At 61.0% G+C, this 14,642-nt stretch carries 10 protein-coding genes; 7 read left to right on the top strand and 3 right to left on the bottom strand.

The features are described 5' to 3' along the window. Window positions 1-7 precede the first annotated feature (7 nt). Window positions 8-2,056, bottom strand: a complete 2,049-nt coding sequence (locus ACFSM5_RS18665; protein WP_379878086.1) for a peptidase domain-containing ABC transporter — start codon at window positions 2,054-2,056, stop codon at window positions 8-10. A gap of 193 nt (window positions 2,057-2,249) precedes the next feature. Between ACFSM5_RS18665 and ACFSM5_RS18670 the strand changes: the two genes are divergently transcribed. Then, window positions 2,250-3,323, top strand: a complete 1,074-nt coding sequence (locus ACFSM5_RS18670; protein ID WP_379878088.1) for a methylglyoxal synthase — start codon at window positions 2,250-2,252, stop codon at window positions 3,321-3,323. 191 nt (window positions 3,324-3,514) lie between these two features. Here ACFSM5_RS18670 and rnd read toward each other — a convergent pair whose 3' ends face one another. Further along, window positions 3,515-4,666 carry a ribonuclease D gene (rnd, locus tag ACFSM5_RS18675; protein WP_379878090.1) on the bottom strand — a complete coding sequence of 384 codons (1,152 nt, stop codon included), beginning with the start codon at window positions 4,664-4,666 and terminating at the stop codon, window positions 3,515-3,517. 155 nt (window positions 4,667-4,821) lie between these two features. Here rnd and aspS point away from each other — a divergent pair, with 155 nt between their 5' ends. The 4 genes from aspS to ACFSM5_RS18695 all read left to right on the top strand — a co-directional run bounded on the left by aspS (window position 4,822) and on the right by ACFSM5_RS18695 (window position 11,436). Further along, on the top strand, window positions 4,822-6,618 hold the full coding sequence (gene aspS, locus ACFSM5_RS18680; protein ID WP_379878091.1) for an aspartate--tRNA ligase: 1,797 nt from the start codon (window positions 4,822-4,824) through the stop codon (window positions 6,616-6,618). A 91-nt stretch (window positions 6,619-6,709) separates the two neighbouring features. Then, a complete protein-coding gene (locus tag ACFSM5_RS18685) occupies window positions 6,710-8,470 on the top strand; it encodes a carbamoyltransferase C-terminal domain-containing protein (RefSeq protein ID WP_379878092.1) in 1,761 nt (586 codons plus the stop codon). Window positions 8,471-8,584: 114 nt separating this feature from the next. Further along, complete coding sequence (locus tag ACFSM5_RS18690) at window positions 8,585-9,397, top strand: cell envelope integrity EipB family protein (protein WP_379878093.1); 813 nt, start codon at window positions 8,585-8,587, stop codon at window positions 9,395-9,397. A gap of 92 nt (window positions 9,398-9,489) precedes the next feature. Next, window positions 9,490-11,436 (top strand): sensor domain-containing diguanylate cyclase, encoded by a 1,947-nt coding sequence (locus ACFSM5_RS18695; protein WP_379878094.1) that lies wholly within the window; start codon window positions 9,490-9,492, stop codon window positions 11,434-11,436. A 5-nt stretch (window positions 11,437-11,441) separates the two neighbouring features. Here ACFSM5_RS18695 and ACFSM5_RS18700 read toward each other — a convergent pair whose 3' ends face one another. Then, window positions 11,442-12,710, bottom strand: a complete 1,269-nt coding sequence (locus ACFSM5_RS18700) for a DNA polymerase IV (RefSeq protein WP_379878095.1) — start codon at window positions 12,708-12,710, stop codon at window positions 11,442-11,444. A 141-nt stretch (window positions 12,711-12,851) separates the two neighbouring features. Between ACFSM5_RS18700 and ACFSM5_RS18705 the strand changes: the two genes are divergently transcribed. Both ACFSM5_RS18705 and ACFSM5_RS18710 read left to right on the top strand, forming a co-directional pair. After that, window positions 12,852-13,214, top strand: coding sequence for a response regulator (locus ACFSM5_RS18705; RefSeq protein ID WP_379878096.1), 363 nt, complete (start codon window positions 12,852-12,854; stop codon window positions 13,212-13,214). 12 nt (window positions 13,215-13,226) lie between these two features. Beyond that, the gene (locus ACFSM5_RS18710) at window positions 13,227-14,636 is read left to right on the top strand and encodes a PleD family two-component system response regulator (RefSeq protein ID WP_379878097.1); all 1,410 of its coding nucleotides are present in this window, start codon (window positions 13,227-13,229) and stop codon (window positions 14,634-14,636) included. Window positions 14,637-14,642 lie beyond the last annotated feature (6 nt).

Below are 14,642 nucleotides of genomic sequence, written 5' to 3' on the forward strand. Positions count from 1 at the left end.
GCTCCCCTCAACCGGCCTTCGGCGGCTCGTCCGAGGGGCCTTTTTCAGGCGCGGACGGGGCGTCGGGTGGAGTGGGGCGCTTCATCGAAAGTTTCAGCGGCTGCGGCGGGGGCGGCGGCTCGCTCGGTGCGGCGGGAACCGGTTTCAGAACGGACAGCGACACCGGCGGCGGACCGCCAGCAGCAGGGGCAGGCGCCGGACCGGGGCCCGTGGCTGCCCTCGGCTGAAGCGGTTGTGGCTGGAGCGGTTGCGGGGCCTTGGGCGGAGCGGCCTGGGGCTGCTGCGGCTGAGCCTGCGGGGCGCGGGCCTGTGCGGGCGGGGCCACCGGGCGCTGCGCCGGGGGCTGCATCGGCGTGGAGGCCGTCGGCGGCGCGGCCGGGGGAGCGGGCGGGGCGGGCGGGCGCACCGGCAGTGACTCCATCTTGAATTCATTCAGCTTGCCGTCTTCCAGGCGGAAGGTGCGGTCGGCAAGGCGCATGATCGACGGGCGATGGGTCACCAGGATCGCGGTGGCCTTGCCCTTCATTTCGGTCAGCAGCTTCTTGAAGGCGCGGTCGGCCAGATCGTCCATCGCCGTATTGGCTTCATCGAACAGGATCAGGCGCGGATCGCCCGCCAGCGCGCGGACGATGGCGATCTGCTGGATAACGCCGCGTGGCAGGAATTCCTGCGCGCCGTCGCTGACCATGGTGCGATAGCCCTGGGGCAGGTTCGACACGGTTTCGGCAAGGCCGGTCAGGCGGGCGAGCATGGCGGAGCGGTCGCGACGTTCCGGGCGGAACATCGACAGATTTTCGAGGATCGTGCCGCGGAACAGCTGCTCGCGCTGGGCCATATAGGCGACCTGATCGTCGAGGACCGTCGGGTCATGACGATAGGGCTCAAGCCCATCGAGCAGCACACGGCCATCGCTGGGCTGCTGCAAACCGGCGATGATCGACATCAGCACCGACTTGCCGGACCCGTTGATGCCGGAAATGGCGATGATCTCACCAGCGGGTACCTTCAGGCTGATATCGTCCAGCAGCGCGCGGTCGGCACCGGGGAACTTGAAGGACACATGGTCTAGTTGCACCGCCCCTTCCAGCGTCGATGGGGCACCGGACGAGAGAGCCACATGTTCCTTGGGCAGAGCGAAGAGTTCGCGCAACTGGCGGCGGGCAGTGGTGATCGTCTGGAAACGGGTCCAGAAGTTGACGGCATTCTGCAGCGGCTGCAGCGCGCGGCCCGCCAGCAGCAGACAGGCCGACAGGGCGCCGGTCGAAATCTGGTCGTTCAGCACCAGGATCGCGCCCAGGCTGACCACCATGATCGTGCACCACTGGCCGATGGCGGCGCCGAGATCCAGCAGCACCGTATTCATCAGATCGACCTTCAGGCTCTGAGCCGAACGGGTTTCCTGCAGCGTCTCGTAGCGGCGGGTGACGCCTTCCTCCATCGCCAGTGACTTGACGGTATGGATGCCGGAGACGGCACCGATCAGGAAGCCCATGCGCTGGTTTTCAAGGTTCGTCAGGCGCTCCACATGCCCCTGTAGACGTCCACCCCAGATCAGGCCGATGAACATATAGGCCGCCAGCATAATGGTCGGGACCCAGAACAGCGGGCCGCCCAGCACCCAGACCAGCCACATATAGACACCCGCGAAGGGAAGATCGTACAGCGTCAGGATCGACTGGCCGGAATAATAGTCGCGCAGCTGGCCAACGGCATTGATACGCTCGATATGCAGGCCGCTGTTATCCCGCTCAAAGGCATCGAGGTCGGCATGCAGCACGTGCTGGACGGCAGCTTCGGCGCAGCGGCGCTCGAACCGCATGCCGAGAATACCCATCAGGTATGACCGTGCAAGACGCAGCAGCGCCTCCAGAGCCAGCGCACCCAGCACCGCCAGCACCAGCACCGTGGTCGTTGCGTAGCCTTGATTCGGGAGAATGCGATCGTAAACCTGCAGCAGCGCCAACGGCAGCGCGAGTGCCAGGACATTGATGATCAGCGAGACGAGGAAGACCTCAAGCCGTATGCCCGGTGCGCGTGCAAAGGTCCCGATATTCATCCCTCATCCTCAACCAAAAATACGCATGCATACATAATCTAGTTCGGTCTTATGTCACGGATAGTCCTTGTCTTCCACATGGGTAGACGCACAGGTTTGCTGTGACAGACAAGTGACTTATGTAAAATTTTAGATATTGGGGCAAGCAGTTTGAGCGTTGCCTTATGAAATTCCGCGCAATAGCCTGTCTCTTATGGAAAAAACTCCTCTTCGCATCGCCATTCTGGCCAGTCCCTCGCGCCGGGTAGGGCCAAACAGCGATCTCGTGCGCCTGTTAAGGGCGCTGGAGCCTGTTTTCCGCGAGGTGCTCCGACCAAGCCTGCTGGTGACGGACGGGGTCCGGCGGGTATTACAGGTCCATAATATTCTTGCCGATTACGAGGCGGTCGAACCGCTGCCCCCTGCCGAAGAGGGAGCAATGGCGACCATCGCGGCCCGTATTGTGACAAATAACGAGCAGCGCGCGGTCGATTGGGTCATTTATCTGACAGATCCGGCCGATCCGATTTCGCTGCATCCCGAGAGCCTGGCGATCAAACGCCAGTGTGTCGTCCACGGCAAACCTTACCTCGGCACTCTGCGGGCGGCGGCGGAGTTCTGCACGCTGGAGGCTTTGGCGCGCGATCCGGCCAAGGTCCGCCCTTTGCTGATGCCGGTTGAGGCGTTACCTCAAATCGAGCAACCGGGTGGGCGTCTTCTGGGTTTGGTGGCCCATGATAGCCGCAAAGGCACGATGCTGGATTTCGCGGCCCGTCATTTCACCATGCTGGATCGCTTTCGTCAGCGGGTATCGACCGGGACGACGGGCGAGCTACTGAACGGCACCTTGCCTGCGCGCCTTAAGGCTGGATGGCAGGCTGAAGCGGATGAGGCGATGGTGCGTGAACGTCTGAGCCTGCCGCTGGGCATCCTGGCTGATAAGCTTGCGGACCGGGCGGAGATCGAAAAGGGCGTTGCCCTTATGCAGGGAAAGCTTGCCGGGCGGGCGGGGGAATGGACCCATCCCTTCAAAAGCGGCCCCAAGGGCGGTGACGCCGAAATCGCCGAACTGATCCTGGAGCGCCCGGGAGCAACGGTGATTTTCTTCGAGGACCCCCATGTTGCCCGCGAGCATGAGGCAGATATCCAGCTGCTGGAACGCGCCGCTCGCCTCGACGGTGCGGCAAACCTCTGTTTCCACCACGCCGTGACGGCGGAACGCTGGGCGGTGCTGATGGAAGCGGCGCTGGAGGCGGGGGATGTGCCGGTGCTGCGGGCGCTTGTTTGATATACTTCAAACAGTAACCGCCATTCCGATAAAATTTCGTCACCCCGCACTTGATGCGGGGTCTCGTGTTGCCAGACCGCGTCGAGACACCGAACAGAGTTCGGCCACCCTAGATCCCGCATCAAGTGCGGGATGACGAGGTCTTGTTTGAGGCGTGCTTCTAGTCCAGGCGCGTTAAGTTAGGCCGGTAGCTACCCCAGCTTCACCACATCAATCGCGCCATTGCGGGCCGTCAGCGCCATCTTGCCGCTTTTCAGCGCCAGGGCATCGTTGCCGAACACCACCTTGCGCCAGCCATTGAGGCACGGCAGATCCGCCGGAGCGTCATCCATCGCCAGCAGATTGAGATCATCGGCGGTGGCGATCAGCTTCTGCGCGACATCATTTGCCTCGCACTTCAGCTTCAGCAGGACCTTCAGCAGATCGACCAGCGGGGCGCGGCCGGGCGGCAGCTCCGGGCGTTCGGGTAGTTTCGGCGCCTGATTATTCGGCGTCTCGCGACCGCGCTGGATGGCAGCCATGAAGCTTTCGCCCAAGGACCCCTCCAGGAACCCTTTACCGATAGCGCGGCTGTTGGACAGGTCGTCTGCGCTGGCGGGGGCCTGGGCCGCAACTTCCAGCAGCGCGTCGTCTTTGAGGATGCGCTGGCGGGGCAGGTTGCGCTTCTGCGCCTCGACCTCACGCCAGGCCGCCAATTCCTTCAGGATCGACAGGAACTTGGGGCTGGAGGTGCGGGGCTTCAGGCGCATCCAGGCGCGGTCCGGATCGCTACGATATGTCGCGGGATCGGTCAGCATCGCCAATTCTTCGGCGACCCATTCGTCGCGGCCTTCCTGCTGGATCCGCGCGGACAGCACTTCATAGATCGTGCGCAGATGGGTCACGTCCGAGATGGCGTAATCGCTCTGCTTCTGGGTCAGCGGACGGCGCGACCAGTCGGTGAAGCGCGAGGATTTATCGATGCGCGCATTGGCCAGCTTGGTTGCCAGCGTCTCATAAGAGGCGCTTTCGCCAAAGCCGCAGACCATGGCGGCGACCTGACTGTCCCACAGCGGGGCAGGCATGCGACCCATCAGCAGATAGAAAATCTCCAGATCCTGGCGGGCGGCATGGAAGACCTTCAGCACCTTTTCGTTCGCCATCAGGTCGAACAACGGCTTGAGGTCGATGCCCGGCGCCAGCGGATCCACGGCGACCGCGCCCGCTTTCCCGGCCAGCTGCACAAGGCAGAGCTGGGAATAATAGGTCTTGTCCCGAACGAATTCAGTATCGACGGTGCAATAGGGTTCAGTCGCGAGCTTGTCGCAGAAAGCCGCCAGGGCTTCGGTCGTTTCGATCAGCATCGCACTGCTATACACGTGCGAACGGTTTCGGGAAAGTGCCAGAATAGGCACCCAGCCTTGACATGAGGGCCCCTCCCGGTGTTGGTACGGACTTTATCGTGTGATAGTTAACTGTCACTCGAATACGGACCGTTCCATCTAGGGTGAACCCTTCCATGCACGCTTATCGCACGCACACCTGCGGCGCTCTCAACAAGTCGCACACCGGTCAGACCGTCCGCCTTTCGGGCTGGGTCCATCGCAAGCGCGACCACGGCCAGTTGCTGTTCATCGATCTGCGCGACCACTACGGTCTGACCCAGATCGTCATCGACAGCGATAATCCGGCCTTCGAGACCGCCAGCCAGATCCGCGTCGAAAGCGTCGTGACCGTCGACGGCAAGGTGCTGACCCGCACGCCGGAAACCGTGAACAAGAACCTGCCGACCGGCGAGATCGAACTGAAGGTTGAAGTCTTCACGATCCAGAGCCAGGCCGATCAGGTGCCGCTGCAGGTCAATTCGGACGCCGATACGTCTGAAGATCTTCGCCTGCGCTATCGCTTCCTCGATCTGCGTCGCGAGCGTCTGCACAACAACATCATGCTGCGCTCGAAGGTTATCGCCTCGATCCGCCGCCGCATGATCGATCAGGGCTTCATGGAGTTCCAGACCCCGATCCTGACCTCCAGCTCGCCCGAAGGCGCGCGCGACTTCCTGGTGCCCAGCCGCGTGCATCCGGGCAAGTTCTACGCGCTGCCCCAGGCGCCGCAGCAGTTCAAGCAGCTGCTGATGGTCGCGGGCTTTGACCGCTATTTCCAGATCGCCCCCTGCTTCCGTGACGAAGACGCCCGTGCTGATCGCAGCCCCGGCGAATTCTATCAGCTCGATTTCGAAATGAGCTTCGTCACCCAGGACGACGTGTTTGCCGCAATCGAACCCGTGCTGCACGGTGTGTTCGAGGAATTCGCCAACGGCAAGGCCGTCACCGGCTTCCCGTTCCAGCGCATTCCCTATGATGAGTCGATGCTGAAGTACGGCTCCGACAAGCCGGACCTGCGTAACCCGATCGTCAATTCGGATCTGACCCGCTTCTTCCAGGCCGAGGGTGTGACCTTCAACGCCTTCAAGACCGCGATTGCCGGTGGCGCCGTTGTGCGCGGCATTCCGGCCCCGCAGGTTTCCGATAAGCCGCGCAGCTTCTTCGACAAGCTCAACGATTGGGCACGTGGCGAAGGCGCACCGGGTCTTGGCTATATCGTCTGGGACAAGGACGGCAAGGCCGGTGGTCCGATCGCCAAGTTCATCCCCGAGGATGTGCTGGCCGAGATGGCGAAGGCCGCCGGTGTCGGTGCAGGCGATGCGCTCTTCTTCGTCTGCAACAAGAAGCTGGCCGCCGAGAAGTTCGCCGGTGCCGCCCGCAAGAAGCTGGGCGACGAGTTGGGCCTCATCGATCCGAACGTCTTCCACTTCTGCTGGATCGTCGATTTCCCGATGTACGAGCTGAACGAAGACACCGGCAAGATCGAATTCTCGCACAACCCCTTCTCGATGCCGCAGGGCGGTCTCGAGGCGCTGAACACGATGGATCCGCTGGATATCAAGGCGTTCCAGTACGACATCGTCTGTAATGGTATCGAGCTGTCGTCGGGTGCGATCCGTAACCATCTGCCCGAGATCATGTATCGCGCGTTCGAGATCGCCGGTTACGGCGCCGAAGACGTCGAGACCAAGTTCGGCGGCATGCTGAATGCCTTCAAGTACGGCGCGCCGCCCCATGGCGGTTCCGCTCCCGGCATCGACCGTATCGTCATGCTGCTGGCCGACGAGCCGAATATCCGCGAGATCATGGCTTTCCCGCTGAACCAGAAGGCCGAAGATCTGCTGATGCAGGCCCCGAACACCGTCGATGTGGCGCGCCTCAAGGAACTGTCGATCAAGATCGACATTCCGCTGACCAAGCAGAAAGACTAACTCCTATCGCAGAAGTTGAATTTGACCGGCTAACAGCCGGTCAAATTTTATGTTATGCCGGTTTGGAGAAAACGGATCAGAGGCGGCGGTTGTGACGAGCGCGCGTGGTATTACTGTCATCGGTGTTAACCCAGGGCATAACGCTACGGCGGCGCTGATGACCGACGGTCATCTGGTCGCGCTTCAAAGCTACGAGCGGGAAACCCGCCTCAAGAATTCCGTCTGCTGGCCAGTCGATCTGGTCAATCGTTATGTCGAGCAGGCCGGCGGCTATGATGCTCTCAGAGGTATCGGTGTAACCAACAATAACGCTTATCACATGATGGTGATCGCCCAGGGTGCCGGTCAACCCCAGGTAATGGGCGGCGAGCTTGGTGAAGGTCGTCCCTACTCGCGTGAAGCAGGCCGGGCGTATGACGACCAGGCGCTTAAGACCTATACCGATTTCGACCTCCCGCAGAACCGGGCGCAACTGCCGTTGATCTTTCAGAATCAGTTCGGCATCCCGGCGGACAAGATTCGCTTCTTCGATCATCAGATGACCCACGCCTATTCGACGCTGCCCTTCATGCCCGAAGACAAGCGGAACGAGCGGTGGCTGGTTTTCACGCTCGACGGCATGGGCGACGGTAAGTCCGGCACGGTGTCTCTCTATACAGCCGGCTCGATGATCGTGCTGGAGGAGATCCCGGATACCTATTCGCTGGGCTTGATCTATGCCTGCGTGACGACCTTGCTGGGGTTCAAGGCCTACGAGCATGAATATAAGATCATGGGCCTCGCGCCCTATGCCAAGGGTGCCTATTGGAAGCCTCTGGTCGCCAAGTTCGAAGAACTGCTGCGCTTCGACCCCCTAACGGGTGCTTTTAGCGGGCAGGCCCTGGGCATGATGGAGCGCGAGGCGGCCCTGGCGGAGATCATCGCCTTCCAGCGCTTCGATAACGTCGCGGCGGCGCTGCAAGCCTATGTCGAACAGCAGGTGGAGAATCTGATCTCGGCCTGGGTGGCGCGCACGGGTGTCAGCCATATCGCCTGCGCGGGCGGCTTTTTCATGAATGTGAAGGCCAACCAGCGGCTGACCCGCCTGCCGGGGGTGGAGTATTTCGCCGTCGTGCCGTCCAGCGGCGATGAGTCCGCGGCTATCGGATCGGCTGTGCTGGCAGGGCTGGAGGTTGATCCGTCGCTCTATCATCCGCCGGTGAAAGGCCTCTATCTCGGCCGCTCTTATGATCGGCAGGAGATTGAGGATGCGATCCGGGCGACGGGGGCGGCCAATCGCTATGTCGTCAGCCAGCCCGACGATATGGCCGAAGCCATTGCCGATATTCTGGCGGCGGGCGGTGTGGTCGCGCGCTGTTCAGGGGCGATGGAGTTCGGCGCTCGCGCGCTCGGCAACCGATCGATCCTGGCCGATCCCTCGCGCCTTGATACCGTTACCTTCATCAATCAGGCGATCAAGAGCCGCGACTTCTGGATGCCCTTTGCCCCGTCCGTGCTGCAGGAGCGGGCATCGGACTATTTCGACATGTCGGACAAAGCCTCGCCCGACTATATGATGATCTCCTACAACGCCACGCCGCTGGCCCGGGAAAAGCTGATTGCCGCGACTCACCAGGGCGACCGGACCCTGCGCCCGCAGATCGTGCGTGCCGACTGGAATCCGGAGTATCACGCGCTGATTTCTGCTTTCGAGCGTCGCACAGGCATCGGGGCGGTGCTGAATACCAGCTTCAATATCCATGGCGAGCCGATTGTGATGTCGCCCGCCGATGCGATTTCCACCATGGATCGCTCTGGGCTGCGTCACCTCGTTCTCGGGCATCTGTTGCTGCAAAAACGGGATGAGGCTTAAATGGTTCGGAGTTTGTTTAGCATCTAAGCCTAAGCTTGTTCTGCGTCTAAGCCTAAAACATGCCATATTAAGTCGCGACGCTGCGCCCTTCAGGCGTTTCGATCAGGGGATTTTATGTATCAGGCGTTCAAGAAGACTGTCTCCCTGGGATTGGCGACCTGTTTTCTGGCTGGCACGGCCTTGGCCGGACCGGCGGATATCCGCCCGCATCGCGCGATCTATACGCTCAAGCTCGATAAGGCCAAATCTGCCAGCGGAGTCGTTGGCGCGTCGGGCCAGATGTTCTTCGAATGGGCGGATGCCTGCGATGGTTGGGTCATCGAGCAGCGCTATAGGCTGAAGATGGCCTATAACGAGGCTGACGAGCTGAACCTCAATATCTCCTTCGTGACCTGGGAGTCGAAGGACGGCAGCCGGTATCGCTTCACGGTCAAGAAGTGGAACGACGGCGAACTGACCGAGGAACTGGCGGGAACCGCCCGTACTCGCGCGGGCAAAAGCGGTGAAGCGACCTTTACCCAGCCCGAACGGTCGAAGTTTGATCTTCCGCGCAATACGCTTTTCCCCTCGGCCCATACCATCGCCGTGCTGGAAGCCGCAAAAGCAGGTCAGAATTTCTTCGCCAAGCCGGTTTTCGACGGCGGGTTGATGGAAGGCGCGTCCGATGTGACGGCCGGAATTGGCGCTGTCCATGCTGGTGACGCTGCTGCAACCGATCCGCTGCTGCGCGCCCGCTGGTGGCCGGTGCGAATTGCCTTCTTCAATGCCAGCGATGCGGGCGAGCCGGGGGAGGGGACACCGACCTACGAGCTTGGCATGACCCTGCTGGAAAATGGCATAGCCCGTGGCATGACGCTCGATTACGGCGACTATTCCGTAAAGGCTACGCTGGACAAGCTGGAGGCGCTGCCCCGGCAGAAATGCTAGGGATAAAGCGCTTTCCCTGACTGCTCTCACAGTCGTCGCCTTCCATAGCCTGGTGCATAAAACCACCCTGGGAGAGTGTACCGGGGATTTCGATGGCGGACTTTCGCCGACAGCAGGCTTGGGTTCCTTATGCAGCGGTCTTCTTGCTGATAGAAGCGCTTGTGTGGGGCATCGTGGGGCTTGCCTGGCGCTATGATCGCAATGATGCCCTTGATGATGCCAGGGCGACCACCGCCAATCTGGCGCTCGCGGTGGAACGGCATGTCGACAGCGTCTTTGCCCAGGCAGACCAGAGCCTAGTGCAGTTGCGCGATTTGGCCGCGATGCAGAGCGGTGATGCGCTCTCTAACGCCTATACCCAATTATCCAAGACCCAGCCCGGTCTGTTCCTCCAACTGACGGTCGCTGACGCCAGCGGTCGTTTGAGCTATTCGAGTCTGAGGGAAACTGTCCCTGTCTCCATCGCTGGTACGAGTGCTTTTGATAGTCACCTTAAAGGCGATGACGTGCCCTACATCAGCCGCCCGCAGATAGAAGCAGGGACCGGCCGCCTTCTGATTCAGATGTCGCGTCGCCTAACAGATCGAGAGGGGGCATTCGCGGGCGTCGCTTCGCTGTCTCTCAATCCTGGTTTCTTCGAGCGGTTTTTCAGCCAGCTCGACCTTGGGCATGGGGGGGCGGTTTCGATCATTGGCAACGATGGTTTTCTGCGCGTGCGGGTGATTGCAGACCGCCCGACTCCCGCTGCCGCCTATCAACAGCAGTTGCTGGAACAGCTCTACACCGGCGAACTGCCGCCCTTTGGAACCTATCGCATCGACAGTCCGATTGATGGCGAGCCCCGCGTCGGCAGTTGGCGGCGTTTACATAATTTTCCGATGACGGTGCTGGTGTTCCTAGCCGAGGCGGAAATTCAGGCTCAGCGCCTGTCAAACCGACTGGTGCTTTTCTACGGCGGATTGGCTCTTACGGGTTTTATCGCGCTCTGCATATTCCTGATCCATCGCCGCGCTGCTGACCAGGGGCTGCAGGTGGCTGCTGCGCTGCGACAGGAGGAGCGTTGGCGTTTTGCTCTCGATGCCGTCGGCGATGGGGTTTGGGACTGGAATCCGCAAACACGTGAGATATTCCTGTCGGCCGGGTGGAAGGCGCTGCTGGGTTATCGCGAGCAGGATGTCTCTAATCGACCGGAGGAATGGGAAGGGCGCATCCATCCCGAAGATCGAGCGAAGGCCCTGGCCGATATGGCGGACCATCTTCAGGGTCGCACCCCGGTCTTCCGCAATGAGCATCGCATTCTATGTTCCGATGGTTCTTACCGCTGGATTCTGTCGCGAGGCATCGTGGTGGAGCGTGATCGCCAGGGGCAGCCCGTACGCGTCATCGGGACTGGCACCGATGTCACGTTGGCGAAAAGCCTGGAAACGGCACTGCTTCAGCGCACCGTCGAGCTGGAAAAAGCCATCCGCTCCCTGAAGGAGAATGAAGCCGAACTGCGCTGGCTGGCCGAGGTCGACCCCCTCACCGGGGTAGCGAACCGTCGGGCCTTCCTGGCCCGTGCCGAATATGATCTGGCCCGGGTGCGCCGCTATGAAGGGTCCTTGACGGTGGCGATGATCGATCTCGATCACTTCAAGTCGGTGAATGATACCTACGGCCATGATGCAGGCGACATGGTGCTGCGCGCGGTGGCGGACCTGTGCCGGACCCGGTTGCGTAGCACCGATCTGTTTGGACGCCTTGGCGGCGAGGAATTCGCTGCCCTGCTGATCGAAACCAACGAGGATGAAGCCCGGCAGGTTTTGGAGGATCTGCGTAAGGCGATTGCTGGTGTCGTGGTTACGCTATCCACTGGCGTCACAATTTCGGTCACGGCCTCCATCGGGTCGGTGACCATGCCCCCGGCTGAGGCAACGGTCGATGAACTCCTGAAGCTTGCTGATAATGCGCTGTATCAGGCCAAGCGCAGCGGGCGGAACCGGGTTGTCGCGGCCCATCCCGACCGTCCGGCTTTCGAGGCGGATCACTCCGCCGCTTGAGGCGCTTAGAAGCTGCGCCCCTTGCGGATGCTGCCGTTGCCAAGCTTAGCGCGCACCTGATCCATGGCGGTTTCGACCTTGCGGCGTTTCTCCTGGGTCGCATCCAGCAGATTGGGCGGATCGGCGCGGTCACCCGGTACCAGCCGGTCACAGCCGATGCCGATCAGCCGGAAGCGTGTCCGCCCATCGGCCTCCGCCTCCAGCAGGGGCAGGGCGGCATCCCAGAGGTTTTCTGCCAGTTGCGTCGGCGGCAGCGATGCCGACCGCGTGCGTCCCTGGAAATCCGCTGTCTTAAGCTTCAGGGTGACGCCGGTGCCGCCCTTGTCGGCGGCTTTCAGGCGCTGGGACAGTTTTTCGGTCAGGGGCCAAAGGATCTTTTCCAGGGCCGAGAATTCGGCAATGTCGGTATCCAGGGTTGTTTCGACCGAGATGGATTTGGTCTCGCGGTCGGGAGTGACCGGGCGTGGATCTTCACCGCGGGCGAACTTTGCAAGTCGCAGGCCCAGGGCGCCATGGCGCTTGATGAATTGGCGCTGATCGACCTTGGCAATATCGCCAATGGTCGTGATGCCCTCCCGCGCCAGGGAAGCGGCGGCGGCCTTGCCGACTCCCCAGAGCAACGTGACGGGGCGCGGCGACAGGAAATCGAGCGTTTCAGCCTTGCCGACGATGGCGAACCCTCGGGGCTTATCGAGGTCGGAGGCGATCTTGGCCAGCAGCTTATTGTGCGAAAGCCCGATGGAGACTGTGATGCCCAACTCCGCTTCAACCCGTTTCGCGAACAGCGCCAGCGTCCGGGCGGGCGGGCCTTGATGCAAGGTCTCGGTTCCCGTCAGATCCAGAAAGGCTTCATCGATGGAAAGAGGCTCCACCAGCGGGGTGAGGTTCAGCATCATCGCGCGCACCTCGCGCCCAACGGCGACATATTTGCTCATGTTCGGCGGGATGACGACTGCCTTCGGGCAGAGGTCTAGTGCCTTGAACATCGGCATAGCCGAGCGTACCCCCGAAGATCGGGCGATATAACAGGCGGCAGAAACGACGCCTCGCGGTCCGCCGCCGCCTACGATCACTGGTTGATCTACCAGGGATGGGTTGTCCCGCTTCTCGACTGAAGCATAGAAGGCATCGCAGTCGATATGGGCGATGGAGAGCGTGAAAAGCTCGGAATGCGTCACGAAACGGCGCCCACCGCAAGCTTGGCAGCGTTGTGACGGCGCGGTCGTTATATGGCCGCAATCCCGGCAAACGCGCTTATAGGTCTCATCGGCCATAGTATTTTTGATCAATTTTCAATAGCTTGGGTTGAGCCGACCGAGAGGTTAAGCTATTCCTCCTTTAGGGGCGAACATTCCCGTCGGCTGCCTTTTGGCCGATAAGGGCCAAAAAGGTCGAACACAGGGCAGGCGAGTGTCATGAAGACAGTATTGATCGTAGAAGACAACGAGTTGAACATGAAGTTGTTCCACGATCTTCTGGAAGCCCGGGGCTATCGAATTCTCCAGACGCGCGAGGGCATGGAAGCATTGCGTATCGCGCGCGAGCAGAAGCCCGACCTGATCCTTATGGATATTCAACTTCCGGAGGTTTCAGGCCTCGAAGTTACCAAGTGGATCAAGGAAGACGACGACCTGCGTTCTATTCCGGTTATTGCTGTCACGGCCTTTGCCATGAAGGGTGACGAGGAAAAGATTCGCGAAGGTGGATGTGAAGCCTATATCGCTAAACCGATTTCGGTGACACACTTCCTCGAAACTGTTCAACGTTTCCTCGGTTGATTTTCTGCTGACATGCCCGGTCGTGTTCTCGTCGTCGACGATATTCCGCCTAACGTCAAATTGCTGGAAGCTAAACTAACCAGCGAATATTACGACGTGATTACGGCGGATAATGGCCTCACCGCGCTCGAGCTGGCGCGGACGCAGGCGCCCGACCTGATTCTGCTCGATGTCATGATGCCCGGCATGGACGGCTTCAAGGTCTGCGAGAAGCTGAAAGAGGATCCCAATACCGCCCATATCCCTGTCATCATGGTGACGGCGCTGTCGGATACTGCCGACCGCGTCCGGGGATTGCAGGCCGGTGCCGATGATTTCCTGTCCAAGCCGGTTCGCGATGTGCCGCTGTTTGCCCGCGTCCGCTCGCTGATCCGTCTGAAAAGCCTGATGGATGCCTGGCGGGTGCGCGAAGAGGCCAGCCAGCGCATGGGCCTTGCCAATAAGGTCGTGAATGGCGCCTCTGATGGCGCGTCCGGCCGGGTGCTGCTGGTCGAAGATAATCCCCTCGACGTCGATACAATGCAGTCGACCTTGCGGATCGATCACCACCAGACCACGGTGATCGCCGATGTCGATAAGGCGCTGGAGATCGTTTCGAACGAGAGCTTCGATCTCGGCATCGTGTCCTTGTCCTTGCTGAAAGGCGACGGTCTGCGTCTCTGCAGTCAGATCCGTTCGGCCGTGCAGGAAAGCGCGCGCTCGCTGCCCCTGTTGCTGATCGCCGAGGATGACGAGGATCTCAATAAGATCGCCAAGGCCCTCGATCTGGGCGTGAATGACTATGTGATGCGTCCGCTGGAGCGTCAGGAACTGCTGGCCCGTGTGCGCACCCAGGTTCGGCGTCGCCGCTATCAGAACCGCCTGCGTCTGAATTTCGAGGAAAGCATCGCCATGGCGACGACGGATGCCCTGACCGGGGTGTTCAATCGGCGCTACCTTGATGCTCAGCTCGAAACGCTGGTGAAGGACTCGGCGCAGAACCACAAGCCGTTGACCATCGCCTTCTGCGATATCGACCGCTTCAAGAACCTCAATGACACCTATGGCCATGGCGCTGGCGATGAGGTTCTGATCGAATTTGCCAAGCGCATCCGCCGTAATCTGCGCAATTTCGACTTGCTGGCCCGCATGGGCGGCGAGGAATTTGTCGTGGTGATGCCGGATACCGGCCCCGATATCGCGATCAAAGTGGCCGAGCGTCTGCGGGCCAAGGTCGCGAGCGAGCGTTATGCCGTCGAAGGGCTCGATCCGCTGGCGGTGACCATGAGCGTCGGCCTCGCGACCCTGCGGCCGGGCGAAGACGATCCTCTGCCGCTTCTCAAGCGGGCGGACGAGGCGATGTACCGGGCGAAGCAAGGTGGCCGAAACAAGGTCGTTGCTGCTGATTTGCCGGTCGAGCCGATCACCGAAGGCCAGGACTAGGCTGGG

The sequence above is a fragment of the Lacibacterium aquatile genome (assembly GCF_042683105.1).
In the GTDB taxonomy this organism is placed as follows: Bacteria; Pseudomonadota; Alphaproteobacteria; order Elsterales; family Elsteraceae; genus Lacibacterium; species Lacibacterium aquatile.

Excerpts from the sequence above, each read along its gene's own strand:
- ACFSM5_RS18710 (WP_379878097.1), top strand. The coding sequence starts at position 13,227 with ATGCCCGGTCGTGTTCTCGTCGTCGACGATATTCCGCCTAACGTCAAA.
- ACFSM5_RS18695 (WP_379878094.1), top strand. The coding sequence starts at position 9,490 with ATGGCGGACTTTCGCCGACAGCAGGCTTGGGTTCCTTATGCAGCGGTC.
- rnd (WP_379878090.1), bottom strand. The coding sequence starts at position 4,666 with ATGCTGATCGAAACGACCGAAGCCCTGGCGGCTTTCTGCGACAAGCTC.
- ACFSM5_RS18665 (WP_379878086.1), bottom strand. The coding sequence starts at position 2,056 with ATGAATATCGGGACCTTTGCACGCGCACCGGGCATACGGCTTGAGGTC.
- ACFSM5_RS18670 (WP_379878088.1), top strand. The coding sequence starts at position 2,250 with ATGGAAAAAACTCCTCTTCGCATCGCCATTCTGGCCAGTCCCTCGCGC.
- ACFSM5_RS18700 (WP_379878095.1), bottom strand. The coding sequence starts at position 12,710 with ATGGCCGATGAGACCTATAAGCGCGTTTGCCGGGATTGCGGCCATATA.
- ACFSM5_RS18705 (WP_379878096.1), top strand. The coding sequence starts at position 12,852 with ATGAAGACAGTATTGATCGTAGAAGACAACGAGTTGAACATGAAGTTG.
- ACFSM5_RS18690 (WP_379878093.1), top strand. The coding sequence starts at position 8,585 with ATGTATCAGGCGTTCAAGAAGACTGTCTCCCTGGGATTGGCGACCTGT.
- aspS (WP_379878091.1), top strand. The coding sequence starts at position 4,822 with ATGCACGCTTATCGCACGCACACCTGCGGCGCTCTCAACAAGTCGCAC.